At 73.5% G+C, this 26,910-nt stretch carries 26 protein-coding genes and 1 pseudogene; 18 read left to right on the top strand and 9 right to left on the bottom strand.

The genetic code is table 11. The annotated features are described in order from the left end of the window. Positions 1-197: 197 nt before the first annotated feature. A complete protein-coding gene (locus O7613_RS22630; RefSeq protein ID WP_282289861.1) occupies positions 198-977 on the bottom strand; it encodes a class I SAM-dependent methyltransferase in 780 nt (259 codons plus the stop codon). Beyond that, positions 977-1,741: an SDR family oxidoreductase gene (locus tag O7613_RS22625; RefSeq protein ID WP_281586461.1), complete on the bottom strand. Its 765-nt coding sequence runs from the start codon at positions 1,739-1,741 to the stop codon at positions 977-979. The genes O7613_RS22630 and O7613_RS22625 overlap by 1 nt, the downstream gene beginning before the upstream one ends. Positions 1,742-1,912: 171 nt before the next feature. Between O7613_RS22625 and mshA the strand changes: the two genes are divergently transcribed. The 3 genes from mshA (at position 1,913) to O7613_RS22610 (ending at position 4,913) form a co-directional block, all read left to right on the top strand. Beyond that, positions 1,913-3,274: a D-inositol-3-phosphate glycosyltransferase gene (gene mshA / locus O7613_RS22620; RefSeq protein WP_282289858.1), complete on the top strand. Its 1,362-nt coding sequence runs from the start codon at positions 1,913-1,915 to the stop codon at positions 3,272-3,274. 49 nt (positions 3,275-3,323) lie between these two features. After that, positions 3,324-3,857: a YbjN domain-containing protein gene (locus tag O7613_RS22615; protein WP_281586463.1), complete on the top strand. Its 534-nt coding sequence runs from the start codon at positions 3,324-3,326 to the stop codon at positions 3,855-3,857. A gap of 162 nt (positions 3,858-4,019) precedes the next feature. Then, positions 4,020-4,913, top strand: coding sequence for a hypothetical protein (locus tag O7613_RS22610; RefSeq protein ID WP_282294593.1), 894 nt, complete (start codon positions 4,020-4,022; stop codon positions 4,911-4,913). Between the two features lie 371 nt (positions 4,914-5,284). Here the strand turns inward: O7613_RS22610 and O7613_RS22605 are convergent, their stop codons facing one another. Both O7613_RS22605 and O7613_RS22600 read right to left on the bottom strand, forming a co-directional pair. Beyond that, positions 5,285-6,532, bottom strand: a complete 1,248-nt coding sequence (locus O7613_RS22605) for an MFS transporter (RefSeq protein ID WP_282289856.1) — start codon at positions 6,530-6,532, stop codon at positions 5,285-5,287. A gap of 58 nt (positions 6,533-6,590) precedes the next feature. Beyond that, positions 6,591-7,916 (bottom strand): MFS transporter, encoded by a 1,326-nt coding sequence (locus O7613_RS22600; RefSeq protein WP_281586466.1) that lies wholly within the window; start codon positions 7,914-7,916, stop codon positions 6,591-6,593. Positions 7,917-8,066: 150 nt separating this feature from the next. On the opposite strand from O7613_RS22600, the gene O7613_RS22595 reads away from it, so the two are divergent. Continuing rightward, positions 8,067-8,834 (top strand): phosphoglyceromutase, encoded by a 768-nt coding sequence (locus O7613_RS22595; protein ID WP_181570547.1) that lies wholly within the window; start codon positions 8,067-8,069, stop codon positions 8,832-8,834. Between the two features lie 97 nt (positions 8,835-8,931). Here O7613_RS22595 and phoU read toward each other — a convergent pair whose 3' ends face one another. Next, complete coding sequence (gene phoU, locus O7613_RS22590) at positions 8,932-9,576, bottom strand: phosphate signaling complex protein PhoU (RefSeq protein WP_282289854.1); 645 nt, start codon at positions 9,574-9,576, stop codon at positions 8,932-8,934. Between the two features lie 279 nt (positions 9,577-9,855). Here phoU and O7613_RS22585 point away from each other — a divergent pair, with 279 nt between their 5' ends. The 3 genes from O7613_RS22585 to O7613_RS22575 all read left to right on the top strand — a co-directional run bounded on the left by O7613_RS22585 (position 9,856) and on the right by O7613_RS22575 (position 13,025). Further along, entirely contained in the window at positions 9,856-11,070 is a 1,215-nt protein-coding gene (locus O7613_RS22585; RefSeq protein WP_282294592.1) for an ATP-binding protein, read from the top strand. 20 nt (positions 11,071-11,090) lie between these two features. Beyond that, positions 11,091-11,774: a response regulator transcription factor gene (locus O7613_RS22580; protein WP_281586468.1), complete on the top strand. Its 684-nt coding sequence runs from the start codon at positions 11,091-11,093 to the stop codon at positions 11,772-11,774. Positions 11,775-12,431: 657 nt separating this feature from the next. After that, positions 12,432-13,025 carry a hypothetical protein gene (locus O7613_RS22575; protein WP_282289852.1) on the top strand — a complete coding sequence of 198 codons (594 nt, stop codon included), beginning with the start codon at positions 12,432-12,434 and terminating at the stop codon, positions 13,023-13,025. 43 nt (positions 13,026-13,068) lie between these two features. Here the strand turns inward: O7613_RS22575 and O7613_RS22570 are convergent, their stop codons facing one another. Next, positions 13,069-13,722: an NAD(P)-binding domain-containing protein gene (locus tag O7613_RS22570; RefSeq protein ID WP_282289850.1), complete on the bottom strand. Its 654-nt coding sequence runs from the start codon at positions 13,720-13,722 to the stop codon at positions 13,069-13,071. Between the two features lie 125 nt (positions 13,723-13,847). Here O7613_RS22570 and O7613_RS22565 point away from each other — a divergent pair, with 125 nt between their 5' ends. Then, positions 13,848-14,426, top strand: a complete 579-nt coding sequence (locus O7613_RS22565; RefSeq protein WP_281586471.1) for a TetR/AcrR family transcriptional regulator — start codon at positions 13,848-13,850, stop codon at positions 14,424-14,426. Between the two features lie 45 nt (positions 14,427-14,471). Here the strand turns inward: O7613_RS22565 and O7613_RS22560 are convergent, their stop codons facing one another. Continuing rightward, positions 14,472-15,278, bottom strand: a complete 807-nt coding sequence (locus O7613_RS22560) for a hypothetical protein (protein WP_281586472.1) — start codon at positions 15,276-15,278, stop codon at positions 14,472-14,474. A 74-nt stretch (positions 15,279-15,352) separates the two neighbouring features. On the opposite strand from O7613_RS22560, the gene O7613_RS22555 reads away from it, so the two are divergent. Together O7613_RS22555 and O7613_RS22550 are read left to right on the top strand one after the other, a co-directional pair. Further along, positions 15,353-16,297 (top strand): Ppx/GppA phosphatase family protein, encoded by a 945-nt coding sequence (locus tag O7613_RS22555; protein ID WP_281586473.1) that lies wholly within the window; start codon positions 15,353-15,355, stop codon positions 16,295-16,297. A gap of 76 nt (positions 16,298-16,373) precedes the next feature. Beyond that, positions 16,374-17,180, top strand: a complete 807-nt coding sequence (locus O7613_RS22550) for a sugar phosphate isomerase/epimerase (RefSeq protein WP_281586474.1) — start codon at positions 16,374-16,376, stop codon at positions 17,178-17,180. Positions 17,181-17,244: 64 nt separating this feature from the next. Here the strand turns inward: O7613_RS22550 and O7613_RS22545 are convergent, their stop codons facing one another. After that, positions 17,245-17,811, bottom strand: coding sequence for a CGNR zinc finger domain-containing protein (locus O7613_RS22545; protein ID WP_281586475.1), 567 nt, complete (start codon positions 17,809-17,811; stop codon positions 17,245-17,247). Positions 17,812-17,949: 138 nt separating this feature from the next. On the opposite strand from O7613_RS22545, the gene O7613_RS22540 reads away from it, so the two are divergent. Then, complete coding sequence (locus O7613_RS22540) at positions 17,950-18,870, top strand: proline dehydrogenase family protein (protein ID WP_281586476.1); 921 nt, start codon at positions 17,950-17,952, stop codon at positions 18,868-18,870. Position 18,871: 1 nt separating this feature from the next. Here the strand turns inward: O7613_RS22540 and O7613_RS30825 are convergent. After that, a pseudogene (locus O7613_RS30825) lies at positions 18,872-19,332 on the bottom strand (VOC family protein). Between the two features lie 76 nt (positions 19,333-19,408). Here O7613_RS30825 and O7613_RS22535 point away from each other — a divergent pair. The 7 genes from O7613_RS22535 (at position 19,409) to O7613_RS22505 (ending at position 26,746) form a co-directional block, all read left to right on the top strand. Continuing rightward, the gene (locus O7613_RS22535) at positions 19,409-20,203 is read left to right on the top strand and encodes an alpha/beta hydrolase (RefSeq protein ID WP_282289846.1); all 795 of its coding nucleotides are present in this window, start codon (positions 19,409-19,411) and stop codon (positions 20,201-20,203) included. Further along, the gene (locus O7613_RS22530; RefSeq protein WP_282289845.1) at positions 20,196-20,765 is read left to right on the top strand and encodes a TetR/AcrR family transcriptional regulator; all 570 of its coding nucleotides are present in this window, start codon (positions 20,196-20,198) and stop codon (positions 20,763-20,765) included. Before O7613_RS22535 ends, O7613_RS22530 begins: the two co-directional genes overlap by 8 nt. A 35-nt stretch (positions 20,766-20,800) precedes the next feature. Continuing rightward, positions 20,801-21,118 carry a YrdB family protein gene (locus O7613_RS22525; protein ID WP_282289843.1) on the top strand — a complete coding sequence of 106 codons (318 nt, stop codon included), beginning with the start codon at positions 20,801-20,803 and terminating at the stop codon, positions 21,116-21,118. Positions 21,119-21,369: 251 nt separating this feature from the next. After that, entirely contained in the window at positions 21,370-23,244 is a 1,875-nt protein-coding gene (locus tag O7613_RS22520) for a hypothetical protein (RefSeq protein WP_282289842.1), read from the top strand. Positions 23,245-23,286: 42 nt separating this feature from the next. Beyond that, positions 23,287-24,684: an HlyD family efflux transporter periplasmic adaptor subunit gene (locus O7613_RS22515; RefSeq protein WP_282289841.1), complete on the top strand. Its 1,398-nt coding sequence runs from the start codon at positions 23,287-23,289 to the stop codon at positions 24,682-24,684. After that, positions 24,681-25,565 carry an ABC transporter ATP-binding protein gene (locus O7613_RS22510; RefSeq protein WP_282289840.1) on the top strand — a complete coding sequence of 295 codons (885 nt, stop codon included), beginning with the start codon at positions 24,681-24,683 and terminating at the stop codon, positions 25,563-25,565. The genes O7613_RS22515 and O7613_RS22510 overlap by 4 nt, the downstream gene beginning before the upstream one ends. After that, entirely contained in the window at positions 25,562-26,746 is a 1,185-nt protein-coding gene (locus tag O7613_RS22505) for an ABC transporter permease (protein WP_281586482.1), read from the top strand. Before O7613_RS22510 ends, O7613_RS22505 begins: the two co-directional genes overlap by 4 nt. Positions 26,747-26,910 lie beyond the last annotated feature (164 nt).

Genomic DNA, 26,910 nt, shown 5'->3' with positions numbered 1-26,910 from the left:
GCCCGCCGCGCCGGTCGCCGCAGCCATCCGCCGCTTTCAGATTGAGAGATGAGCGTTCCGCATGTCGGGAAGGCTGAAGATCTTGGTAGGAAAAGGCCCCCAGAGGGGCCATTTGATACCAAGATCTCGGAGCCGCGAGCCGCGAGCCGCGAGCCGCGAGCCGCGAGCCGCGAGCCGCGAGCCGCGAGCCGCGAGGATCAGGGGGCTACGGCGGGCCAAGGGAGGGTCAGGTAGCCGTGGCGCCAGGCGGCCGGGCGGTCCTGGACCGGCCAGCCCGACTCCTTGACCGTCGCCACCGTGCGCAGCCACCGCTGGCGTGGGCCGAACGGGGCGTAGCCGGCGGCGGAGCGCCAGGCGTGCTCCAGCGCGTCGAGCAGGTCGTGCACGCGCTCACCGGGCACGTTGCGGTGGATCAGCGCCTTCGGCAGCCGCTCGGCAAGCGACGCCGGGCTCGCCAGCGTGGTCAGCTTCGCGGCCAGGGTGAGCGTGCGCGGGCCGGCGGCGTCGAGCAGCACCCAGGCGCCGAGTCGCCCCAACTCGTCGCAGGTCCCCTCCACCAGCAGCCCGCCTGGTGCCAGCCGGTCGGTGACCGTGCGCCAAGCGTCGGCCACCTCGCCCTCGTCGTACTGGCGCAGCACGTTGAACGCCCGCACCAGCGCGGGACGCAGCCCGGCCAGCTCGAAGCCGCCCCGGGCGAACGTGAGGCCGGGCGGGTCGGCGGTCGGCGCGGCGGCAGCCACCCGTACCGGATCGATCTCCAGCCCGACCACCCGCACGTCCGGGCGGACCCGGGTGGCGAGCCGGGCCCGCAGCTCGACCGCGGTGACCGGGCTGGCGCCGTACCCCAGATCCACCACGAGCGGGTCGGCGGCGGCGCGGAGCGGATCGCCGCAGGCCGCGGCGATCCAGTTGTCCACCCGCCGGAGCCGGTTCGGGTTCGTCGTGCCCCGGGTGACGACGCCGAGCGGCCGTTCCATCAGAATTTCCGGTGCACCTTGTGCTGGGCGGCCTGGGCCAGCGGACGGACCACGAGCTGGTCCACGTTGACGTGGTGCGGGCGGGTGGCGCACCAGGCGACGCAGTCGGCCACGTCGTCGGCGACCAGCGGCTCGGCCACCCCGGCGTAGACCGCCTCGGCGCGGTCGGCGTCACCGCCGAAGCGGACCAGGCCGAACTCCTCGGTCCGCACCATGCCGGGGTCGATCTCGACCACCCGGACCGGCCGCCCGGACAGTTCCAGCCGGAGCGTGCCGGCGATCGCGGTCTGCGCGTGCTTGGCCGCCGTGTAGCCGCCGCCACCCTCGTAGACGACGTGACCGGCGGTCGAGCTGACGATCACCACGGTCCCCGCGCCGGAGCGCTCCAGCGCGGGGAGCAGCGCCTTGGTGACCCGCAGCGTGCCGAGCACGTTGACGTCGTACATCCACTGCCAGTCGCCCACGTCGGCGGTCTCGACCGGGTCCACGCCGCGGGCCCCGCCGGCGTTGTTCACCAGCAGGGTGACCGGCCCGGGCGCGGCGTCCGCCGCGGCGGCCAGGCCGGCGACGGACCCGTCCGAGGTCACGTCGCAGGCCACCGCGGTCGCCGCGCCGCCGGCCGCCTCGATCTCGGCGACGAGCGCGGCCAACCGGTCGGTACGCCGCGCGGCGGCGAGCACGTGGAAACCCTCGGCGGCCAGCCGGCGGGCGGTGGCCGCGCCGATCCCGCTCGATGCTCCGGTGACGATGGCGACAGAGGTCATCCGGCCATTCTCTCCCGCCGCCCCGGCCCGTGCCGCGATGAGGTCCGTCACGCCCGGGAGCCCGCGTCAGGTATTTCCGAACCCCGATGGGGAAGATGACATCCGGCGTACGGGTTGACCGAGAAGCGCCGGTCGTGCGGGACGGCATCAACCGTGACAGAGGGAGCGGACGTGGCGGAGTTGCACACCGGTGTCGGTCGTCAGCGTGGTGCGTTGCCGTGGCCCCGGCCCCGCCGTATCGCCACTCTCTCGGTGCACACCTCGCCGCTGCACCAACCCGGCACCGGTGACGCGGGCGGCATGAACGTCTACATCCTGGAGGTCGCCCGCCGGTTGGCCGCGGCCGACGTCGAGGTGGAGATCTTCACCCGGGCCACCTCCGGCGACCTGCCCCCGGTGGTGGAGATGGCACCCGGGGTGACCGTCCGGCATGTCACCGCCGGGCCGCTGGAGGGGCTGACCAAGGAGGAACTGCCGGGTCAGCTCTGCGCCTTCACCGCCGGTGTGCTGCGCGCCGAGGCGGCCCGCCCACCGGGCCACTACGACCTGATCCACTCGCACTACTGGCTCTCCGGGCAGGTCGGTTGGCTGGCCAAGGAACGCTGGGGCGTCCCGCTGGCGCACACCGCGCACACCCTCGCCAAGGTCAAGAACGCCCGCCTCGCCGCCGGGGACCGGCCCGAGCCGAAGGCCCGGGTGATCGGCGAGGAGCAGGTGGTCGCCGAGGCGGACCGCCTGATCGCCAACACCCGGGTGGAGGCCCGCGACCTGCTCGACCGGTACGCGGCCGACCCCGACCGGGTGGCCGTGGTGGAGCCGGGCGTGGACCTGGACCGGTTTCGTCCCGCCCCGGGCGACCGGGAGGCCGCGGCCCGCGCCGCCCGTCGCCGTCTCGGCCTGCCCGTGGACGGGTACGTGGTCGCGTTCGTCGGCCGGATCCAGCCGCTCAAGGCCCCGGACGTGCTGATCCGCGCCATCGCCGCGCTGCGGGAACGGGAGCCCGCGCTCGCCCGCGAGCTGACCGTGGTGATCTGCGGCGGTCCGAGCGGCAGCGGGCTGGACCGGCCCACCGCGCTGATCGAGTTGTCCCACTCGCTCGGCGTGGCCGACCGGGTGCGTTTCCTGCCGCCGCGGATCGGCGAGGACCTGCCCGCCCTCTACCGGGCCGCCGACCTGGTCGCCGTACCGTCGCACAACGAGTCGTTCGGGCTGGTCGCGCTGGAGGCCCAGGCGTGTGGCACGCCGGTGCTGGCCGCCGCCGTGGGCGGCCTGGTCACCGCGGTACGCGACGGCGACAGCGGGATGCTCATCGACGGGCACGACCCGGTCGACTGGGCGCGTGCCCTGGCCCGCCTGCTGCCCGAACGGAGGCGTCGGGCCGCGCTGGCCCGGGGGGCGGAGCGGCACGCCCGCGACTTCTCCTGGGACCGGACCGTCTCCGGCCTGCTCACGGTCTACGGGGAGGCGATCACCGAGCACCGGGCCCGGCTGGCCGGCCGGCTCGGCGATCCGGCCCTCGCCTGCTCCTGGTGACCGCGCCACCGCCCGGCGACCGCCGCCCGGCGACCGTAGAGTGGGTGCGATGAGCCGCACGAGTGAGGTCGCCGCCCTGATCGAGGCCGTCTGCGCGGAGCGCGAGCTGGAGTGGGAGTCGACCGGCGAGACGTCGTACGCGGTGACCCTGCCGGGCACGCACAAGCTCAAGACGATCTGCAACCTGATCGTCGGCGAGCACGCGCTGCGGATCGAGGCGTTCGTGATGCGCCAGCCCGACGAGCGCCGCGAGGAGCTGTGGGCCTGGCTGCTCCAACGCAACGCGCGGATGTACGGCGTCTCGTTCTCCATCGACGCGGTCGGCGACGTCTACCTGACCGGCCGGGTCAACCTGGCCGGCGTCGACGCGGACGAGCTGGACCGCCTGTTCGGCTCCGTGCTCACCTACGCCGACGAGTCGTTCGACAGCATGCTGGAGATCGGGTTCGGCACCGCCATCCGCCGGGAGTGGGAGTGGCGGGTCAAGCGGGGCGAGTCGACCGCCAACCTGGCCGCGTTCGCCCACCTCTTCGAGCCCTCGGCCCCGGCCGGTTCGGCCGCCGGAGGTTCGGAACCCTCCTGACGGGTATGCCGCAGCGCGCGGTGCGGAGCACTGGGACCCACCGCGGGCCGAGGACGGACTGTCGAGGAGCGTGTCCCAATGGCTCAGCGCAACAGCTCAGGTCGCGGCGCGACCGCGACCCGCACCAAGCGGCAAACAGGTAACCAGACCCCGAACACCCCGATGGTGTCGGAGTCCGAGATCTCCCGGATGAAGGTCGACGACATCCGGGGCCAGCTCCGCCGTCGTGGGGTCTCCGGGACCTCCACGCTGCGCAAGCCGGAGCTGGTGAAGACACTCGCGCGGACCATGCGCGCGGAGGGGCGTGGCGGCGCGGCCCGGCGGAGCACCGGCCCGGCCGGCCGGCCCTCCGCCACCCGCAGGGCCGGCGCCGCGAAGAAGACCACCGCGGCGAGGAAGAGCACCACGGCGTCGCGCCGCGCGGCGACGCCGGCCAAGTCCGCCCCGGCCGCCCGGGCGACCGGTGCCAGGGCCAAGGCGACGGGTACGCGCAAGGCGGCGCCCGCTCGCGCGAAGGCGACGTCGTCGCGGGCGAAGGCTGCCCCGTCCCGGGCGAAGGTCACGTCGTCTCGCGCCAAGGCTGCTCCGTCCCGGGCCAAGGCTGCTCCGTCCCGGGCCAAGGTGACGTCGTCACGGGCGAAGGCGGCCCCGGCGCGGAAGGCGGCGTCGGCTCGTGCGCAGGCCGCGCCGACGCGCGGGCCCGCGTCCAGTAGGTCGATCGGGTCCTCGCAGCTCATCATGTCGCTCGCCGATCGTCCGGAGCGTCCCGGTCGCAGCCTGGTGACCCGCAACCACGAGGTGATCCAGCGTTGGGCCCGGGCCCGGGGCGCGAAGCCGGCCACCATCGCCGGCACCGAGCGGGGCGACCGGCCCGGGGTGCTGACCTTCAACATTCCGGGTTACCGGGAGAGCAGCCGGATCCGGGAAATCGCCTGGGACGACTGGTTTCGGACATTCGACTCGCGGCGGCTGAACCTGATCTATCAGGAGCAGATGCGGGACGGCCGGCAGAGCAACTTCTTCCGCACGGAGAACCCGAATCGCGAGGACGGTTGAGGGTTTACGGGAATGGTCGCCGGGAATCCCGTGTTGGCGATGGTCGGAGGCCGGAGCAGGGACGGGCGGATTTCCGACATCGGTGCTGTGACGGGTAAGACAGCGATGCGGGTTGAATCCGGAATCTGCGCGAACTAGCTTTATTGCACCGCGTTGCGCTTGTTTTCGTTCGGGGGAGCGGCGGATCTATCAGATCCGCGCAAGCGATGCGCGATGATCGGGTGGAGCACACCGTTGGGGGACGGTGCCGCCCGTGTAAACCGGCGGCGCGAGCGGGCGACGCTTACGGGGGTGAGTGTCGCCCGCCGCCGCCGGGCGTACGGTCAGAGCGCCCATCCCGACGGGGGTCGGGATGGGCGCTCTGCCGTTGTTCAGCGGTGGACCTTCTCCGGCTCCCGGGCGGCGGCCCGCAACGCGGCGACCCGGCGTTCCCGAGGGCCGCCGGCGAGCAGGTGACCGGCCGCGGCGCACAGGCCCAGCCCGCCCACCACCAGCCAGTGCCGCTCGCCGAGATGCTCCAGGCTGAGGCCGCCGAGCGCGGGCGCCACGAAGGACGCCGCCGGGAACGTCAGGTAGAAGACCGACTGGTAGCGGGCCCGCAGTCGGGGCGGGGCCAGGTCGGCGTTGATCTGGGCGTTCGGCGGGGCGGCGAGCATCTGCCCGACCGTCCAGACCACGGCCGCGCCGAGATACAGCGGCAGCCCGTCGGCGACGGTCAACGTGCCGAACCCGAGCGCCATCAGCCCGGTGGAGACGGCCAGCACGGTCGAGGAGCGGTGCGCCTCGATCAGCCGGGGCACGAACAACTGCCCGACCACGATCAGCGCCCCGCCGAGCGCCACCACCAGCCCGTACGCGCTCGGGCGCAGTCCGTCCGCGCGCATCGCCAGCGGCATGATCGTCGACGTCTGCATGGTCAGCACGGCCAGCAGGAAGGTCAGCCCGACGAACGCGAGGAAGGTGCGGTCGGTGAGCGCGGTGTGCAGCCCGGGCCGCCGGCCCGTCACGGCCCGCGGGGTCACCGCCTGGCGGGCCAACGTCTCGGGCACCGTGAGCGCGATGACCACGGCCGCGGCCAGCGTGGCCCCGGCATCGACCAGGAACAGCGCCAGGAAGCTCGCCTCGGCGAGCACACCGGCCAGCAGCGACGCCACCGCCATGCCCAGGTTGAACGCCCAGAACTGGAGGTTGAACGCCCGGGACCGGGCCGCCTGCGGCACCACGTCCACGATCGCGGCCACGAACGCCGGACCCGGCATCGAGTGCACCACCCCGACGAGCGCGGCCAGCACGGCGATCACCGCCAGGTGCCGGCTGAACGCCAGCGCCGCCATCAGCCCGGCCGCGGCCAGGTGGGCGGCGAGCAGCGTGGCCCGTCGGCCCCACCGGTCGGCCAGGACGCCGCCGAGCAGCGTGCCGGCCGCGCCGCCGATGCCGTACGCGCCGACGACCAGCCCGGCCAGCGACGGGGAGGCGTCCCGCGCGGAGGTGAGATAGAGCGACAGGAACAGCAGCGCGAACGCGCCGGCCCGGTTGATCAGCAGCCCGGTCCAGAGGTACCAGAAGGTGGCGGGCAGTCCACCGGCCGTGTCGTCCCACCAGCGCCGCAGGCCGTGCACCACTCCTCCAGGAAGGTTTCCTTACCGATACGCCCAGGTACCGTACCCAGCGGCGTACTCAGGAACCGACCTGGACCGGCGCGGCGGGTGAGGTGGCCGCGGCCTCGGCCGCCTCGGGCGCGGGGGTGCGGGCCAGGGTGACCGGCGCGACGGCCGTCCCGGCGGCGCGGAGCCGGGTGGCGCGGCGCTCCCGGGCCGGGCCGGAGACCAGGTGCGCGACCGCCGCCACGGCGCCGATCCCGGCGCAGGCCAGCCAGAGCGCGGTGTTGCCGGCCTGCTCCCGGAGCAGGCCGCCGAGGATCGGCGCGCTGGCGCCGGCGAGCTGCCAGGAGAGCGAGAAGACGCCCTGGTAGCGACCGCGCAGCGCGGCCGGGGACAACTCCGCGATCAGGGTGGCGTTGGAGGGCGAGTTGAGCATCTCGCCGAGCGTCCAGATCAGCACCGTGAGCCCGTAGAGCCAGACCGTGTCGGCGAGTGCGGTGAGCCCGAACCCGACGCCCATGATCAGTGCGGCGAGCGCCAGTACGTGCGACCGGCTCCGGCCGGCGATGAGCCGGGGCACGAAGAGCTGACCGATCACGATGAGCACGCCGTTGAGCGCGATCACCGAGCCGTAGGTGGCGGGGCTGAGCCCGGAGTCGGCCATGGCGATCGGGAGCATCGAGATGTGCTGGAGGAAGACGAGCGCGGCGAACAGGTTGAGCGCCACGAAACCGAGGAAGACCCGGTCGCGCAGGATGGTGCGCAGCGCGCCCGCCGGGGCCGGCTGGCTCCTGCCGACCGGACCGGCCGGCGCGGTCCGGGTCTCGCCCACCCGGGTGAAGATGATCAGCGCGGTGACGAGCATGGTGGTCGCGTCCACCAGGAAGAGCAGCAGGTAACCGGCCTCGGCGGCGAGTCCGGCCAGGACCGCGGCGCAGGCGAAGCCGAGGTTGATCGCCCAGTAGTTGAGCGAGAACGCGCGGAGCCGGTCCTTCTCCGGCACCACGTCGATCATCATCGCGCCGAAGGCCGGGCGGGCCGCCTCCGCGAACATGCCGAGCAGCAGCGCGCCCACCGCCACCGCCCAGAGCGGCCGGGCCAGGCCGAGCGCGACCATCATGGTGGCGGCGCCGAGGTGCGCGGTGAGCAGCGTAGGCCGCCGGCCCCAGCGGTCGGTCAGGGTGCCGCCGACGGTGGTGCCGACCGCGCCGCCGGCGCCCCAGAGCCCGATCACCAGACCGGCCTGCGCGGCCGAGAAGCCCCGCTGCTGGGTCAGGTAGATGGCGAGGAAGACCAGGACGAACGAGCCGAGCCGGTTGATCAGGGTGCCGGTCCAGAGGTACCAGAAGGAACGCGGCAACCCGCCCGCCGTGTCCCGGAACCAACCCCGCACCGTACGCATCCCCGTGCCCCCGAATGGTAATGACCGATCTATCTCAGATGCCTTACAACCTAGTCCCGCGCCGGAACGCCGGTCATCCGCATTTCCACGTGGTGGTCGTCACCACAGGTCCCCGCGTGTCCGCCCGGCCGGTACGGCAGGATGATCCGCATGACTGCGAGCGAAGGACCCACCGTCGGGACGCTGGTCCTGCTGCGGCACGGCGAGAGCGACTGGAACGCCAAGAACCTCTTCACCGGGTGGGTCGACGTCGACCTGACCGCCAAGGGCGAGACCGAGGCGCGGCGTGGCGGCGAGCTGCTCCGCGAGCACGACCTGCTGCCGGACGTGGTGCACACGAGCGTGATGCGCCGGGCGATCCGCACCGCCGAGCTGGCGCTGAACGCCGCCGACCGGCACTGGATCGCGGTACGCCGGTCGTGGCGGCTCAACGAGCGCCACTACGGCGCCCTCCAGGGCAAGAACAAGAAGCAGACCCTGGACGAGTACGGCGAGGAGCAGTTCATGCTCTGGCGCCGGTCGTACGACACGCCGCCGCCGCCGATCGACGACAACGACGAGTGGTCGCAGGTCGGCGACCCCCGGTACGCGCTGCTGCCGACCGAGCTGATGCCGCGCACCGAGTGCCTGAAGGACGTCGTCGAGCGGATGCTGCCCTACTGGTACGACTCGATCGTGCCGGACATCCTGGCCGGTCGGACGGTGCTGGTGGCCGCGCACGGCAACTCGCTGCGCGCGTTGGTCAAGCACCTCGACCAGATCTCCGACGAGGCGATCGCCAAGCTGAACATCCCCACCGGCATCCCGCTGCGCTACGACCTGGACGCCGACCTGCGTCCCCAGGTGCTCGGCGGCACCTACCTCGACCCCGAGGCCGCCAAGGCAGCCGCCGCCGCGGTAGCCAACCAGGGCCGCTGATGTAAGGCGGGGGCCCCTTTTAACGCCTCTGGTAGAGGAAGGGGCCCTTCTTAACACTCCCCTGTTAAGAAGGGCCCCTTCCTTGCTCCTCGGTGGGTCAGGCCGACGACGATCCGGTGATCAGGTAGACCACGTGCTCGCCGGCGTTCACCGCGTGGTCGGCGAAGCGCTCGTAGAAGCGGCCCAGCAGGGTCGCGTCGATCGCCGTCTCCACCCCGTACGGCCAGTCGTCGCCGAGCAGCACGCCGAACAGACTCTTGTGCAGGTCGTCCATGGCGTCGTCGTCCCGGTCCAGCTCGGCGGCGACGTCGGCGTCGGGCTTGGCCAGCACCGCGCCGATCTTCTCGGCCATCCGGTCGGCGATGCCGGCCATGTCGGTGAAGACCGGCCGCAGCTCGGCCGGCACCGCCGGGGAGGGGTGCCGGCGCAGCGCCGTCTTGGCCACGTGGTCGGCCAGGTCACCCATCCGCTCCAGGTCGGCGGCCACGTGCAGAGCGGTGATCATGGCCCGCAGGTCGGAGGCGACCGGGGCCTGCCGGGCCAGCAGGTCGCAGACCCGCTCCTCCACGTGCCGGTAGAGCTCGTCGATCTCGGCGTCCCGCGCGATCACCGTCTCGGCCGCGCCACGGTCGGCGGTGAGGAGCGCCTTGGTGGCCTGCCGCATGGCCGCGCGCACCGCCTCGGCCATGTCCACCAGCAGCTGGCTGACAATCTGCAGGTCGGCCCGGAACTCGTCGCGCATCGTCACTTCCTGGGGTCGGGGGCCGCGGCCCGAGGCGGGTACGGCGTGAGCAGGTGCGCGCCCCACGGTAGGCCGGACGGTCGGCACCAGGGTGAACGCGGATGAACGACGCGGGACCCATGGGTGAACATTCTCGGAAGCGAGAGTGATTCGTCCCTTTGTGCCCGTTCCTTGGGTTAACAATGACCCTACGATCGCCGGGTGGAATGGGCAGTGGCCATCGCGGTGGCCGTGGCGTTGGTGGCCGGACTGGTCGCCGGATCGACGCTGTCCGGTTCCGTGACGGAATGGCGGCGCCGGTGGGCGTCGCGGGGCGGCGGGACCTCCCGCCGTGACGCAGGGAGGCCGACGATTCCGGACGAAGCGCAGGGGGGCCTCTCCGGGCTCGGCCGCAAGACGATCGACTCGCTTCGGGCCGGCGTGGTGGTGCTCGACGCGGACGACACGCCGGTGCTGGTGAACCCGGCGGCCCGGGCGATGGGCCTGCTCCGGGCCGGGGCGACACCCGGGTCGATCGCGGCGCACCCGTTGATCCGTACCCTCGCCGGGCAGGTCCGGCGCACGGGCGTGCGTCGCGAGATCGAGCTCGACCTGCCGCGGGGTCGCGACAGCGCCGGCGACAACCCGCTCGGCGTGCACCTGCGGGCCATGGGGCTGGGCGCCGGCTACATCTCGATCGAGGCGGTCGACGTCACCGAGTCGCACCGCCTGGCTCGGGTGCGCCGGGACTTCGTGGCGAACGTGAGCCACGAGCTGAAGACCCCGATCGGCGCCCTCCAACTGCTCGCCGAGGCGCTCGTCGACGCCACCGAGCCGGCCGGCGACGGCGCGCCCGACCTGTCCGAGGACCTGGTCGCCGCGCGGCGGTTCGCCGAACGGATCCAGCACGAGTCGACCCGGCTCGGCCGGTTGGTGCAGGAGTTGCTGGAACTCACCCGGCTCCAGGGCGCCGAGCCGCAGCCGGCGCCCGAACCGGTCTCCGTGGACTGGGTGCTCGCGGAGGTGATCGACCGGACCCGCACCCCGGCCACCGCCCGCCGGGTGGAGATCGTCGTGGGCGGGCAGCGGGGCCTGACCGTGTACGGGAGCGACAGCCAACTCGCCACGGCGGTGGCGAACCTGGTGGAGAACGCGGTCAACTACTCGGCCGAGGACACCACGGTCCGGATGACCGTGCGGGGCACCGACGAGCACGTCGAGATCGCGGTCGCCGACCAGGGCATCGGCATCGCCCCGAACGAGGTCGACCGGATCTTCGAGCGCTTCTACCGCGCCGACCAGGCCCGATCGCGCTCGACCGGCGGCACCGGCCTGGGGCTGGCCATCGTCAAACACATCGCCAGCAACCATGGCGGCCGGGTCGATGTGTCGAGCACTCTTGGTGGGGGTTCGACGTTCACCCTCCGGTTGCCTGCCCGCCCCCCGGACGACCTGGAGACGACACTCGCCTCCGCTGGGATCGAGGCCGGCCCGGCCGAGCTCCGGCAGGTCTGACCACAGGAAAGGAACACCCGTTGAGCCGCGTACTGGTGGTCGAGGACGAAGAGTCGTTCTCCGACGCCCTGTCCTACATGCTCCGCAAGGAGGGGTTCGAGGTCTCCGTCGCGGCGACGGGCACCTCCGCCCTCACCGAGTTCGACCGGACCGGCGCGGACATCGTGCTGCTCGACCTGATGCTGCCGGAGATGTCGGGCACCGAGGTCTGCCGTCAGCTCCGCCAGCGGTCGCACGTACCGATCATCATGGTCACCGCCCGGGACAGCGAGATCGACAAGGTGGTCGGCCTGGAGATCGGCGCCGACGACTACGTGACGAAGCCCTACTCGCCGCGTGAGCTGGTCGCCCGGATCCGGGCGGTGCTGCGCCGGCAGACCGCCGAGGCCAACGAGACGGGAGCGCCGACGCTTGCCGCCGGCCCGGTTCGGATGGACATCGAGCGCCACGTGGTGACCGTGGACGGGGCCGGCGTGCAACTGCCGCTCAAGGAGTTCGAGCTGCTGGAGCTGCTGCTGCGCAACGCCGGCCGGGTGCTCACCCGAGGACAGCTCATCGACCGCGTCTGGGGGGCCGACTACGTGGGCGACACCAAGACGCTCGACGTGCACGTGAAGCGGTTGCGGTCGAAGATCGAGCCGGAGCCGTCCACGCCGCGCTACATCGTCACGGTGCGGGGTCTGGGCTACAAGTTCGAGCCGTGACCGCCCCGGCGGGCGTGGGTCTGCCCCGGGCAGATGCCCGTCTCGTGGGCGCGCCGGATTCCGTCCTTTCGCCGGAGATCGAGCGCCGAAGCCCGCCGGTCCGGATCTCCACGGGCGCGCGGATGGGGAGTGCGTTGATCATGAAGTTGGCGGTGCCGGGGAGCGCTCTCCCGGCGGTCAACTTCATGATCAACTGGACGGGGGTGGGGATCCATAGCGCTCCACTCGCGGCCTTGACAGCGCGCGGGTGGAGCGTCATGGACGTCTGCAGCGCGTGGAGACACCTCTGGCGTTCCGGTCGTGGGCGTGGTGGCGCCTGAGTGGAACGGTGTGGGTGTCTTCGTGTGCGGGTGGGTGGGGTGTCCGGTTCGGGGGTGGTGGGTGGCACTCTGGCGGCGGAATCGTCGCGGGGGTGGGGGCGTTGTAACGCGGTGAACGACCGAGGAAGGCCGGCGCGCCCATGCCGCGCGGCCGACCCCGCCCCCGGGAATGACGGTGGGTAGCCGGTCGTTACACGGTCACTCCGGCCCACCCGCGTTGAGGCCCCGCCCCGCGAAGGCCGCCGGAACCCCCGAACTTTGAGCGCCTGACGGTGCTCGCCCCGCGCCGACCACCCCCGCTCGGCGTGTGTGTCGACCCCCGGAATGGAGCCCCCTGATGAACACGATTCTGCGTAAGAGTGTCCTGGGTATCGCTGGTCTGGCGTTCACCGGTGGTGTGTTCGCCGGTCCGATCGCCGCTCACGCCGACACCCCCCACACCGGCAAGCCCGTGACGGCCACCGTCCACGCCGACACCCCCCACACCGGCAAGCCCGTGACGGCCACCGTCCAGGCCGAGGGCAAGCAGTCGACTATCGACCTGAACGGCGAGCAGACCGCCAACGTCAAGGCGATCATCGCCGCGACGAAGAAGGCGGGCCTGCCCGAGCGGGCGGCGGTCATCTCCATCGCCACCAGCTTGCAGGAGTCGAAGCTGGAGAACCTGGGCCACCTGGGCGACACCAACGACCACGACTCCCTCGGTCTGTTCCAGCAGCGCCCCTCCTCCGGCTGGGGCACGCCGGAGCAGATCACCGACCCCGAATACTCGACGCTGGCGTTCCTCAAGGGCCTGAAGCAGGTCGACGGCTGGCAGGACATGCCGCTGACCGAGGCCGCGCAGACCGTCCAGGTGAGCGCCTACCCGGATGCCTACGCCCAGTGGGAGAACCAGGCCACCGACCTCGTCACCAAGCACTGGAACAAGTAAGCACGCACGAAGGCCGGCACCCGCAACAACGGGTGCCGGCCTTTCAGCGTACGACCTTGACGTTGAACAACGGGGTGCCCAGTCGGCCGTAGAGACGCAGCCAGATCGGCATCAGCATCTCGGTGCCCCGTGCCGTGGTGATGTCGCCCAGGTCGATCACGTCGGTGTGGCCGAAGCTGATGAGCAGCTCGGCGACCGTCTTCTTGGCCTCGGCGTCGTCGCCGGACACGAAGACGCTGTGGTCCCCGCCGCCGAGTCGCCGGGGGTGTGTCATCAGGTCGGCGGTGAGCGTGTTGAGCGCCTTCACCACCCGGGTACGGGGAAACGTCCGCTGGATCCGTTCGGCGAGTGAGTCGTCGTTGAGCACCGACAGGGTGGGCGGAAAGCCCCGGCTGAAGTCGAGCGGATTGGCGATGTCGAGCAGGACCTTGCCGGCCAGGTTCTCCGCGCCCGCCGCGTGGAGTGTGGGGAGGGAGCCGTCGCCGCTTGTCGCGTTCACCACCAGGTCGGCGCCGGCGGTGGCGTCGGCGTGGACGGCGAGGGCGACTCCGGGGTGGCCGGTGGCCCAGTCGCCCCAGTCTGCGTCCCGGGTGGCGGCGACGTCACGGGTGCCGACGACGACTTCGTGGCCCAGTTCGGTCGCGCGAGCGGCGATCGCCCGTCCGACCACGCCGGTGCCCAGCACTGCGATACGCATGTGGAATCCGTCCTCCGATATTGCGCGACGCCGATGCGTCGCTCGGTGCGACCGAGGCTAACAGACAGGTCTGTCTACTTGAAGGGTGTGAACAGATAGGCTTCGACCGACACCGAGGAGGACCCATGGCCCGCACTCCCGCCGGCGCCGCCCGGGAGCGCATCCTGGCGACCGCGTTCCGGCTGTTCTACACGTACGGGCCGCGTGGCGTCGGGGTGGATACGGTGATCGCCGAGTCCGGCGTCGCGAAGGCGACGCTCTACAAGCACTTCCCGAGCAAGGACGACCTCGTCCTGGCGTACCTGGAGAAGGTCGACCGGGCCTGGTCCGGCGCGTTGCGGGACGCGGCCCGGGCGGCCGGCGACGATCCCCGGGCCCAGCTCGTCGGGATGTTCGACGCGCTCACCGGGGCCTGCCGTCGGGAGGGCTATCACGGCTGCGCGTTCATCAACACCGCGGCCGAGTCGCCCGCCGGCGGCCCGGTGCACGCCCGTACGGTCGAGCACAAGAACGCGGTGCGGGCCTGGGTGACCGACCTGGCCCGGCAGGCCGGGGCGGCCGAGCCGGAGCTGCTGGCCCGGCAGCTCACCCTGGTGCTCGACGGCGGTCTTGCCGGCGGTGTGCTCGACGCCGACCCGGCGGTCGCCGAGGCGGCCCGGCGTAGTGCCCAGGCACTCGTCGACGCGGCGTTCCCCAAGCGTTAAGCGGGGCCCCTTCCTCTACCGGAAGCGTTAATAGGGGCCCCTTCCTTACTCGCTGGCGGGGTGCGGGGCGATCTGGCCCTGACGGTGGCGGGCGGCGCACAGTTCGGCCAGCTTCGCGTACGCGGGCGCACCGATCAGCGCGGTCAGCTCCGGGCCGTAGGAGACGTACATCGGCTCGGCGCCGACATGCGCGTCGGTGGAGGAGGTGCACCACCAGTCCAGGTCGTGGCCGCCGGCGCCCCAGCCGCGCCGGTCGAACTCGGCCAGCGTGGAGATCAGGACCTTGGTGTTGTCCGGCCGCTTGTGCCACTCCTGGTCGCGGCGGACCGGCAGTTGCCAGCAGACGTCCGGCTTGTATTCCAGCGGGTGCACGCCGTCGCGTAGCGCCTGGGCGTGCAGGGCGCAGCCACCGCCGGCGGGGAAGTCGGCGTCGTTGAGGAACACGCACGGCGCGTCCACCGCCCGGGTGGCGGTGCGCCGGGCCGGCGTCTTGCCGTCGACCGTGTCGTTCTCGGTCCAGTTCTTGAAGCCGCGACGGAAGTGCTGCCAGGTCTCCGGCGTGAGCCGCTTGACCGCAGCCCGGACCCGCTTCTCGTCGTCGGAGTCGGTGAAGAACGCGCCGTGCGAGCAGCACCCGTCGGCGGCCCGCCCGGCGACGATGCCGTGGCAGCCCCGGCCGAAGATGCACGTCCAGCGGGAGAGCAGCCAGGTCAGGTCGGCCCGGACGACGTGCTTCGGGTCGGCCGGGTCGACGAACTCGATCCACTCCCGCGGAAAGTCCAGCCCGACCTCGCGGCTACGCGGGTCGTCCGGGTCGTCCACCAGCACGTGAAGCTCGATCTGCCCTGTCACCCGGACCAGCGTACGCGCGGTCACCTCGACCGGCCGGCGAGCCGACGAAACGTGTTGGCCCTAGGGTGCTTCCCATGCGACTGGGTGTCCTCGACGTCGGTTCCAACACGGTGCATCTGTTGGTGGTCGACGCCCACCACGGCGCGCATCCCTGGCCGGCCCACTCGGAGAAGGTGGTGCTGCGGCTGGCCGAGCAGATCGGCCCGGACGGCGCGTTGACCGACGCCGGCGCCGACGGGCTGGTCGAGGCCGTCGGCATGGCGCGGGCGGCGGCGGACGGGCTGGGCGCCGAGGACCTGTTGGCGTTCGCCACGAGCGCGGTCCGCGACGCCACGAACGCCGGCGAGGTGCTGGCCCGGGTCCGCGACGAGACCGGCGTACGTCTGGGGGTGCTCTCCGGCGCGGACGAGGCGCGGATGACGTTCCTCGCGGTGCGGCGGTGGTTCGGTTGGTCCGCCGGGCGGTTGCTGGCGCTCGACATCGGCGGTGGCTCGCTGGAGCTGGCCGCCGGCATCGACGAGCATCCGGACGTGGCGGTCTCGTTGCCGCTCGGCGCGGGCCGGCTCAGCCGGGAGCGGCTGGCGATCGACCCGGCCGGGCTGACGCCGCCACCCGCCCGGGCCGTGGAGGACCTGCGGGAGTACGTGGACGCGCAGCTCGACCCGGTGGTGAAGCAGCTGACCGAGGTGGGCTGGGAGCGTCCGGTGGCCACCTCCAAGACGTTCCGCTCGCTGGCGAGGTTGGCCGGCGCCGCGCCGTCCGGCGCCGGTCTCTGGGCGCGGCGCAGCCTGACCCGCACCGGGTTGCGGCAGGTGCTCGGGTTCGTCCGGCACATTCCGCCGGCTCACCTGCCGGAGCTGGAGGGCGTCAGCGCGCAGCGGGCGCACCAGCTCCTGGCCGGCGCGGTGGTGGCCGAGGCGGTGATGCGCCGGCTCGACGTCGACAGCGTGGACATCTGCCCCTGGGCGTTGCGCGAGGGGGTCATCCTACGCCGGCTGGATCAGCTTGCACCGATGTGATCCGAGCGGTCGCTCTGGGTGATTTTGCGGCTGCTCGTCCCGATGCCTCCTGGCGGGTGCGGCTACCCTGAGGGGTGTGACTTCCCGCGTCCCGGTGCTCCTGTCCACGTCCTCGGTCTTTCCCGAACGGACCGCGGCGGCGTTCCAGCTCGCCTCCGCGCTCGGCTACGACGGCGTCGAGGTGATGGTCTGGACCGACCCGGTGAGCCAGGACGCGGGCGCGCTGCGCGGCCTGTCCGAGCACTACGACATTCCGGTGCTGTCGGTGCACGCGCCCTGCCTGCTGGTCACCCAGCGGGTGTGGAGCCCCGACCCGTGGGAGCGGCTGCGCCGCGCCGCTGAGCTGGCCGAGACGCTGGAGTCGCCGACCGTGGTGGTGCATCCGCCGTTCACCTGGCAGCGTGACTACGCGCGTACGTTCACCGACGGCCTCGACGCCATCGCCGGGCAGTTCGGTGGGCTCCGCTTCGCGGTGGAGAACATGTTCCCGGTGCGGATGGCCGGCCGGCAGTTCGTGCCGTACGTCCCGGGCTGGGACCCGACCGACGCCGGTTACGCCGCCTACACGCTCGACCTGTCGCACTGCGCGGCCTCGCACACGGACGCGCTGGCGATGGCCGACCGGATGGGCAGCCGGCTCGCGCACGTGCACCTGGGCGACGGCACCGGCGAGGGGCGGGACGAGCACCTGGTGCCGGGCCGGGGCGGTCAGCCCTGCGCGGAGCTGCTCCGCTCGCTGGCCGGGCGCGGCTTCACCGGCTCGGTGGCGGTGGAGGTGACCACCCGGGGCGCGAAGAGCCGCGCGGTCCGGGAGGCGGACCTGCGCGAGTCGCTGGCGTTCGCCCGGGCCAACCTGACCGCGCCCTCACCCGTCGACGCCTGATCGCGCCGCCGAGACGCCTGGCCGCGCCGCCGACGGCCGGCGGGCCGGGTGAACACCGCAGCGGTCAGCTGACCGGGGCGAGCGGCTGGGCCGGCACCGCCTGCTCGCCGACCGCGGCACGCTTGCGGGCGCGGTGCGCCGCCACGTGCGAGCGGGTGGCGCACCGCTCGGAGCAGAACCGCCGGCAGCAGTTCGACGAGGTGTCCAGGTAGACGTTGCCGCAGCGCTCGTCCGCGCAGACCCCGAACCGGGCGCTGCCGTACTCGCAGAGCCAGACCGACAGCCCCCAGACCGCCCCGGCCAGGTATTCGGAGGAGACCGAGGCGCCCCGGCTGGTCACGTGCATGTGCCAGTCCGAGGAGTCGTGGCCGGAGATGCGGGGCTGCACCGGGAACGCCTCCAGCAGCGCGTTCAGCTCCGTCACGGCGTCGGCGTCCCGGCCCGAGGTGCCGTACTCGAAGACGTCCCGCAGGCGTTTCTGTGCTCGCCGGAAGATGGCGAGGTCCCGCTCCGCGACCTCGTCGCGCATCCAGGCGTTCTCGTCCGGGAAGAGGGCCCGCAGGCCGTCGAGGTCGTCCAGCCGGGCGTTGACGAGCTCGACCCCGGTCCGGGCGTACGCGTCGAAGTTCACGCCCCAACGGTAGACGACTCGGCGCGGACATGGCGCGGTGCGTTTGGCGGGGGCCCTTCTTATCGCCAGGCTGATAACAAGGGCCCCCGCCTAACACGTGCCCGGCGCGGGTGCCGGGGTGGGCGTTAGGCTCGGCCCATGCTCCGTTCCGTCATCCTCGCCGCCTCCCGGTCATCCCAGGTGGAGCGGCTCGTCGCGACGGCCCCGTTCACCCGGGACGTCGTCCGCCGGTTCGTCGCCGGCGCCGGCACCGACGACGCGCTGCGCGCGACCCGCGCACTCGTCGCCGACGGCCAAGCGGTCACCCTCGACTACCTGGGCGAGGACACCACCACCGGTGAGCAGGCGAACGCCACCCGGGACGAATACGTGAAACTGCTGCGCCTGCTCGGTGCCGCCGGGCTCACCCCGGCCGCCGAGGTCAGCGTGAAGCTCTCCGCGCTCGGCCAGATGTTCGACGAGCAGCTCGCGTACGAGAACGTGCGGGCGATCTGCGCGGCGGCCGACGCGGCGGGCACCACGGTCACGCTGGACATGGAAGATCACACCACCACCGACTCGACGCTCGACGTCCTGACCAAGCTGCGCAAGGACCACCCGTCGACGGGCGCGGTGCTCCAGGCGTACCTGCGACGGACCGAGTCGGACTGCCGCGAGCTGGCCTCCGCCGGGTCCCGGGTGCGGCTGTGCAAGGGGGCCTACCGGGAGCCGGAGTCGGTGGCCTACCAGTCCGCCCGCGAGGTGGACAAGTCATACGTGCGCTGTATGAACGTGCTGATGGCGGGCGACGGCTACCCGATGCTCGCCACCCACGACCCGCGCCTGATCGCGATCGGCGAGGACCGGGCGCGCTGGTTCGACCGCGACCCGGGCCGGTTCGAGTTCCAGATGCTCTACGGCATCCGCCCGGACGAGCAGAAGCGTCTGGTCGGCGAGGGCTACACGGTGCGTACCTACGTTCCCTACGGCGACCAGTGGTACGGCTATCTGATGCGGCGACTGGCCGAGCGCCCGGCCAACCTGGCGTTCTTCGGCCGCGCGGTGATGTCGACGACGTGAGTCAGCCGTTCGACCAGGTCCGGGTGCACAGCACGAGGCGGTAGCCGTCCGGGTCGGCGAACGCGATCCCCCACCCGACGGCTCCAGGTCGTGGCGCGGCGTCAGACGCGCCGAGCTGGAGTTGTCGTCGTCCCAGTAGGGGCCGGCGGAGACCCTGGTCCCCCCCCCGGCCCCTTCCAGTCTCGCCACCAGCCCGTCCTCGACCGGCCCGTCCAGGTAGAGCACGAACAGGTCCGCCTCGGTGGGGCGCGGGTCGACGGTCAGCGCCGCGCCGCCCACCAGCTCCAGGTGCCAGCCCGCGCCGGGTCGGCCGAGCATCACCAGGTCGTGTTCGCCCGGGCCGTCGGCCGCGCCCCGGTAGAGCACGTCCAGGCCCAGGCCGTCGGCATAGAACCGTTCGGCTGCGGGCAGGTCGCGGCTGGGCCGGGCGGGGCGTACGTGGGTGTCGGCGGAGATCGGCATGCGGTGATCGTGCGACCTCAGGTCGGGTTGAGGTCAACACTTGACGCTAAAAGCTAATGACATTAGCTTTTCGGCTATGACAGTTAGCCAGGTGTCGGGGGACGGTGGGACGATCGCCTACGAGGTGCACGGCACGGGGCCGCTCGTGGTGCTGTCGCACGGCATGGGGGAGAACCGGGCGGCCTTCCGGCACCTGGTGCCGCTGCTGGTGGCGGCCGGCTACCGGGTCGCCGCCGTGGACGTACGCGGCCACGGCGACTCCAGCCCGCGCTGGCCCACGTACGCCCCGGCGGCGGTCGGCAGTGACCTGCTGGCCGTGGTGCGGACGCTGGGTGGCGGGCCGGCCACCCTGGTCGGCAGCTCGTCCAGCGGTGCGGCCGTGGTCTTCGCCGCCGCCGAGGACCCGGCGCTGGTAGGCGGCATCGTGCAGGTCAGCCCGTTCGTCAAGGTGCCGGGACCGAACCCGCTGATGCGGGCCGCCCAAGCCGCCGTGCTGCGCAGCCCGCGGCTGTTCGGGCTGTTCCACCGCACGCTCTTCCCGTGCGGGCGGCCGGCCGACGACTCCGCGTACCGCAGGGAGATGGTCGCCAAGCTGCGCGGCCGGATGGCCGCGGTGCGCGGCGTGGTCGCGCCGGTGGAGCCGCACTGGACCGCACGGGCACGCGAGGTACGGCAGCCGGTGCTGATCCTGATGGGTACGAAGGACCCGGACTTCCCCGACCCGGGCGCCGAGGCGCGGGCCGCCCGCCGGCAGTTCGCCGTCGCCGAAGCCCGCATGATCGCCGACTCCGGCCACTATCCGCACGCCGACCAGCCCGACGCCACCGCCGCCGACCTGGTCGAGTTCCTGCGAGCGACCGCGCGTGCCTAGGGCCGGCCTGACCCCGGTGACGGTGGTCCGGGAGGCGGCCGTGCTCGCCGACGAGGTCGGACACGACCGGCTGACCCTGGCCGCGCTGGCCGGCCGGCTCGGCGTCGCGCTGCCCAGCCTCTACAAGCATGTGCGCGGTGTGGACGCCCTGCGTCAGAAGCTCGCCGTGCTGGCCGCCACCGAGATGGCCGACGTGCTGACAAGCGCCGCCGCGGGCCGGGCCGGCGGCGACGCGTTGCGCGCCGTCGCCACCGGCTACCGGGGGTACGCGCACCGGCACCCCGGCCGCTACCCGGCCTCCCAGCGGGCGCCCGACCCGACCGACCCGGAGCACCTGGCCGCCGCCGAACGCGCCGTCGGCGCGATCTTCGCGATCCTGCACGGGTACGGCATCGACGGCGACGCGGCCGTCGACGCGACCCGGATGTTCCGGTCCACCGTGCACGGCTTCGTCACCCTGGAGGCGGCCGGCGGGTTCGGGCTGCCCCGCGACGTCGACCGCTCCTTCGAGCAGATGATCGACGGACTCGACGTCGCATACCGTGGCTGGCGGTCCCGCTGAACGCCGGGCCGTCGTCTCGCGGCGGTGCGCTGACGGTGCTCATCTTCCTGCTGGAGTTGGCCCTGCTGGCCGCCGCCGGGTTCTGGGGCTTCACGCTCGACGCCGGCTGGCCGGTGCGGCTGCTCGCCGGACTGGTCGCGCCGCTGGCACTCGCCGTGACCTGGGGAGTGTTCTGCTCACCCCGGGCCGCCGTGCCGCTGCCCGCCCCGGCCAAGCTCGGCATCCAGGCCGCCTGCTTCCTCACCGGCGGCCTGCTGCTCGCCGTTGCCGGCCACCCTGTCCCCGGCGCGGTGCTGGTGCTCCTCTGGGCCGTGGACAAGGCCCTCCTGACCCACGCCGGCGCCCCCGTCTGACGCGCGTCCCCGCTCCCGCCGGCTTCCGCCGGCTTCCGCCGGCTGCTTCGCGAGCGTTGGCGGCAGATCTTGGTACGAATCCTTCCCCGGAGGGGCGTCCCCGTACCAAGATCTCACCGTCGTCGGTAGATCTTGGAAGCGGAGGGCCCCTCTGGGGGCCATTTTCCTCCAAGATCTGCCCACGGGGCCTGGGGCAGGGACTACTCGCCGGGCACTTTCCCGGAACGCCCGATTGGTCGTACCCTTCGCCCGTGACCGACGGCGACGAGCAGCCTCCCGGCCGGGCAGCCGACGGCGAGCAGCCTCCCGGCCGGGCGGCCGACGACCACGGATCGCGCCCCGGCCGGGCGGCCGACGACGACGAACCCGGCCTCGGCTCGGGTGCGGGCGACGCGCGGCACCAGGGTGAGGGCTCGCCGGTCGACGATGTCGTGGCGACCACCGGTCCGACCAGCCGCTCTGCTCCCACAGCCGCGGACAGCACGGCACGCCCGACTGGGGGCGCTTCCGTCCCGGTGCCGGCGGCCGAGCCCGTCTCCGCGCCGGGCGGTGGTTCCGCCCTACGGTCGGTCGGCAATTCCGCTGTGGAGGCGACGCCGGAGCTGGCCGGACCCGAGCTGGCCGGACCCGAGCTGGCCGGACCCGGGCTGGTCGCAAGCAGAGCTGTCACACCGGAGCCGGTCGCATCCGCGCCGACACCGTCCGCGCCGACACCGTCCGCGCCGACACCGGTCGCGTCCGCGCTGACCGCGTCGACCGCGTCGACCGGACCGACCGCGTCGACCGCGTCCGAGCCGAGCACCGTCGTGTTCGCCGTGCCACCTTCGACGTCAGCTTCGCCCGCCGGGGTGCCGCAGGCAGCCGTACCCGCGCCGACCCCGGCGGCGGGGAAGCGGCGGCGGTGGCCGTTGTGGACGGCGCTCGGGCTGGTGCTCGGGCTGGTCGCGGGCGCGGTTCCCGGCGTACTCCTTCGGGAGCCGGACGCGGCCGGGCGGCCGGCGGCGGGCGCGGCGGACCGGGGTACGGCGGCGCAGCGGCAGCTCGCCGAGCGGATGGTCGGGCAGCTCGACCGGCAGGCCGGGGCACTGCTCGGCGGTGACCGGGCCGGCTTCCTCGCGGTGGCGGAGCCGGCCGCCCGGCCGGCGCTGACCCGGCGGTACGCGGCGTTGCGCGCGCTGCGGGTCACGGTGTGGCGTCCGGCGGCGGACGGGGTGCCGGTGGCGGTGGACGGGCGGCCCGGGGAGTGGCGGCTCGCGGTGACGGTGGGCTACTGCTTCGTGGAGCCCGGCTGCGCGCCGAGCACGGCGGGGATGGGCATGCGGTGGCGGCTGGTGGGTGAGCAGCCGCGGCTGCTCGCCGTGGAGCGGTCCTTGACGGACCCGGCGGGCGTGCGTCCATGGGAGGTGAGCGAGCTGGCCGTGGCGGTCGGGAAGCGGGCACTTGTGGCCACCACGCCGGCCCAGCGGGCGAAGCTGCCCGGGCTGCTCGGGCAGGCCGAGGCCGCCGCCCGGACCGCCGACCGGTACGCGGTGGGCCCGCCGCCGGACCGGTACCTGGTCTACTACGCCGGCAAGGCTGAGTGGAAGCGCTGGTACGGCGGTGGCCGCCCGAAGTGGACCGCCGGTTACGCGGTCGGCGTCGGGGGTGGACGGCACGACGTGGTGCTCAACGCGCAGAGCCTCTCCCCGGCCGGCGTCGACGACCTGCTCCGGCACGAGTTGACCCACGCCGCCTCGCTGCCCGAGCAGGGGTACGCGGACCACGCGGACTGGTGGCTGGTGGAGGGACTGGCGGAGTACGCCGGCGCCGACGGGCAGCCGGTCGACCGCTACGAGGGGCTGGCCGAGGTGCGCAAGCTGATCCGCGGCGGATGGTCCGGCCGGCTCGACTCGGTGGCCCCGGACGACGACGCGACCGACGACCGGGTCGGCGGCGCGTACGGCCTCGGCTATCTGGCCGTTCGTCACCTGGTCGACAGGTACGGCGAGCAGCGGGTGCTGGACTTCTTCCGGGCGGTGGTGCACAAGCGCACGTCCCCGGCGGAGGCCGCCGACGAGGTCTTCGGCGACCCGTGGCCGGAGCTGCACGACGACTGCGTCGCGTACGCCCGGGCGGTCGCCGGCTGAGCACCGACGCGACGGGCCGCTGCGACGCCGACGGGTCGTAGCATGGGCGGGGTGGCCCGCACCCTCTCGCCGCGGCTGCCCGCGGCCCGCCGCCCCCGTCTCGTCACTGCACTCCTCGCCGTCGTCGCGCTGACCGGCACCACGGCCGCCAGTTGCGGCGACGACGACCCGGCGGTCACCGTCGCCCCGGTGGGTCGCGCGCCGGTCACCGAGGTCATCGACGCGCCCGCCACGGTGACCGCGCGGGCCGCCGCGACGCTCACCGCTCCCGCCGACGGCACCCTCGCCGCCCTGCGCGTCCAACCCGGCCAGCGGGTCACCAAGGGGCAGGTGCTCGCCGTGGTCGACTCGCCGGCCGCGCGGGACCGCCTGGCCCAGGCGCGGGACGCGCTGCGCGCGGCGAAGCGGGCCGGCCGGGGTGTCGGCGCCGGCGACCTGGGCGGCAACCGGCGCGGCACCGACCGGGCCGCCGACGAGGCGTTCGCCGCCGCCCGCGCCGCCGCCGGCAAGGTCGGCGACCCGCGGGTACGCGCCGCGTTGCTGCTCCAGGTCGAGTCGGCGCAGCGGCAGTACGTCTCGGCCGCCCGCGCCGCCGACCGCGCGGTCACCGCCGTGCAGCGCGGCGTGGCGGGCCTGAACAGCGCCGTCAGCGCGCTGTCGGCCGCGCAGCGACTTCAGGCCCAGCAGGCGTACGACCTGGCGAAGGCGACTGCCGATGCGCTGACGCTGCGGGCCCCGATCGCCGGTGTGGTGCAGCCGGGTGGCACCCGGGCGGCGGCGCCGACCGACCTGGCCGGGCTGTTCGGCGCGCCCGGTGGCGCGTCGGTGCCCGGCCTCGACCCGTCGGCGGTGGGCGGGGCCGGTTCGGGCGGCCCGCCGGCCGGCGTCGACGACGCGGTGCCGGCCGGTGGCCGGGTCACCGCCGGCACGCCTGTGCTCACCGTGGTGGACACCGGCCGGCTGGGCCTGCTAGCCGAGGTGGACGAGACCGACGTGCTGCTGGTCCGCGCCGGGGTGCCCGCCTCGGTCGAGCTGGACGCGGTGACCGGCGCGACGTACGACGCGACCGTGCGTTCGGTGGACGTGCTCCCCACCAGCTCGGCCCGGGGCGGGGTCACCTACCGGGTCCGGCTCGACCTGGGCGCCGGCCGGCTCGGCGAGGCGGAGGCCGCACCCGTGCCCCGCCCCGGCATGAACGCGGTGGTGCGGCTGCGGGTGCGGGAGGCGGCCGACGCGGTGGCGGTGCCGGCCTCGGCGGTCTTCTCCGCGGACGGGCGGGACGCGGTCTGGGTGCTGCGCGACGGCCGGGCGGACCGGGTCCCGGTGACCGTCGGCGTGCAGGGGCCGGACCTGGTGCAGATCGTGGACGGGGTGCGGGCCGGCGACCGGGTGGTGGTGCGCGGCGCCGACCAGGTCCGCGACGGCCAGGAACTGCCGTGACGGTCGCCGCGATCGAGGCGGTCGACGTGTCGCGCACGTACGAGCTGGACGGGGTGTCGGTGTCCGCGCTGCGCGGCGTGTCGCTCACCATCGACCAGGGCGAGTACGTGGCGGTGATCGGCCCGTCTGGTTCGGGCAAGTCCACGCTCATGCACCTGCTCGGCGGGTTGGACCGGCCCAGCGGCGGCAAGCTGGTGATCGGCGGCCGGGACGTCGCCACGCTCACCGCGCCCGAGTTGGCGACGCTGCGCAACGAGACGATCGGTTTCGTCTTCCAGGCGTTCCACCTGCTGGCCCGGACGTCCGCGGTGGACAACGTCGCGCTGCCGCTCGTCTATCGGGGCGTCGGGGCGCGGCAGCGGCGGGAACGGGCGGCGGCGATGCTCGGGCGGGTCGGGTTGGGGCACCGCCTGCACCACCGTCCCAACCAGCTCTCCGGCGGCGAGCAGCAACGGGTGGCGATCGCCCGTGCGCTTGTCACCGAGCCGGCGGTGCTGCTGGCCGACGAGCCCACCGGCAACCTGGACAGCGCCACCGGCGAGGCGGTGCTGGAGCTGTTGGAGCGACTGAACGCCGAGTCCGGGGTGGCCCTGGTGATGGTGACCCACGACCAGGAGGTGGCGGCTCGCGCGCGCCGGCGGATCGCCGTCCGGGACGGGCTGATCAGGTCGGACACCGGTCATGATCGACCGGCGTCGGGCGACGCCGGCGGACCTGCGACACTTGGTCGCGCTCCCAGCGCGGAGCCCCGGTCCGCGTCCGGAAGCGGTCCGGGGCACCCGTCCGGTGGCCCCGGTGGCGCCGCCGGGGCCGCCGGACGCCTTCCGCGCGACGCCGGACGCCTTCCGCGCGACGCCGGGGACGGCGGGGGCGCCGGATGAGGGTGGCCGAGGCCTGGCGGGTGGCGCTGGACGCGCTGCGGGCCAACCGGCTGCGCAGCCTGCTGACCATGCTCGGCGTGATCATCGGGGTCGCCTCGGTGGTGATCCTGGTGGCCATCGGCACCGGCACCAAGCAGCAGGTCGAGCAGCAGGTGGAGGGGCTCGGCTCGAACCTGCTCCTGGTGGTACCGGGGAGGATCGAGGTGGGCACCGCGCCGGTGGTGTCCCCGCTGGACCTCCGGGACGTCGACGCCGTGTCCCGGGTCGTCGGCGATCCCGGGCGGGTGGCCGTCACGGTGGCCTCCGGCGCGACCGCGCGGGCCGGCAACCGGTCCGACTTCACCACCGTGCAGGGCGTGCTGGAGACCACCCCGTCGGTGTTCACCAGGTCGCTTCAGCGGGGCCGCTACCTGACCGGGGCCGACGTGGACACCAGCCGGCGGGTGGCGGTGCTGGGGGCCTCGGTGGCCCGGGCGCTCTTCCCCGACCGTGACCCGCTCGGCCAGCAGGTGACGCTGGCCGGCGTGCGGTTCCGGGTGATCGGCGTCTTCGCGCCGCTCGGGCAGAGCCTCGGCGTGGACCGGGACGACGAGGTGCACATCCCGGTCACCGCCGCGCAGCGGCTGTGGGGCACCCAGCGGATCGACGGCATCGCGGTGAAGGCGCCCGACCGGGAGCGGATCGACCAGCTCGGCGAGCGGATCGTCGCGGAGTTGTCCCGCCGGCATCCGGACACCGAGTTCAGCGCCGTCACCCAGCAGCAGATCCTCGGCGTGCTCGGCGACATCCTGGGCGTGCTCACCGGCGTGCTGGCCGCCATCGCCGGCATCTCGTTGCTCGTCGGCGGCGTGGGCGTCTCCAACATCATGTTGGTCTCGGTGCGCGAGCGGACCCGGGAGATCGGCCTGCGCAAGGCGGTCGGCGCCCGCCCCCGGGACATCGGCGTGCAGTTCCTGCTGGAGGCGGTGCTGCTCACCTCGATCGGCGGCCTGACCGGAATGGCGCTCGGGGTGGGCACCGCGCTGCTCGTCGACGTGTTCTCGCCGATCCCGGCCGCGATCACCTGGTGGTCGCTGGCGCTCGCCTTCGGCGTCTCGGCGGCGGTGGGCATCGTCTTCGGGGTGGTGCCGGCGCAGCGGGCCGGGCGGCTCGATCCGGTGGTGGCCCTGCGCGCCGAGTAGGTGGATTCGGACGAGCCACCCGTCCGGGCGAAAAAGCCCTGGTGAACGCTCGTCCCACGGTGGTCAAAGGTGGGAAGGGATCGCGCAGGTCACAGCCGTCCCGCTACCGTACTGGTTACACGCGCGTCGCTCGTCGAGGCGGGAGCACCTGCCCGGTGGCACGC

It is taken from the genome of Micromonospora sp. WMMD975 (genome assembly GCF_029581215.1).
Lineage (GTDB): Bacteria > Actinomycetota > Actinomycetes > Mycobacteriales > Micromonosporaceae > Micromonospora.
This window is presented reverse-complemented; position numbering and strand designations above follow the sequence as displayed.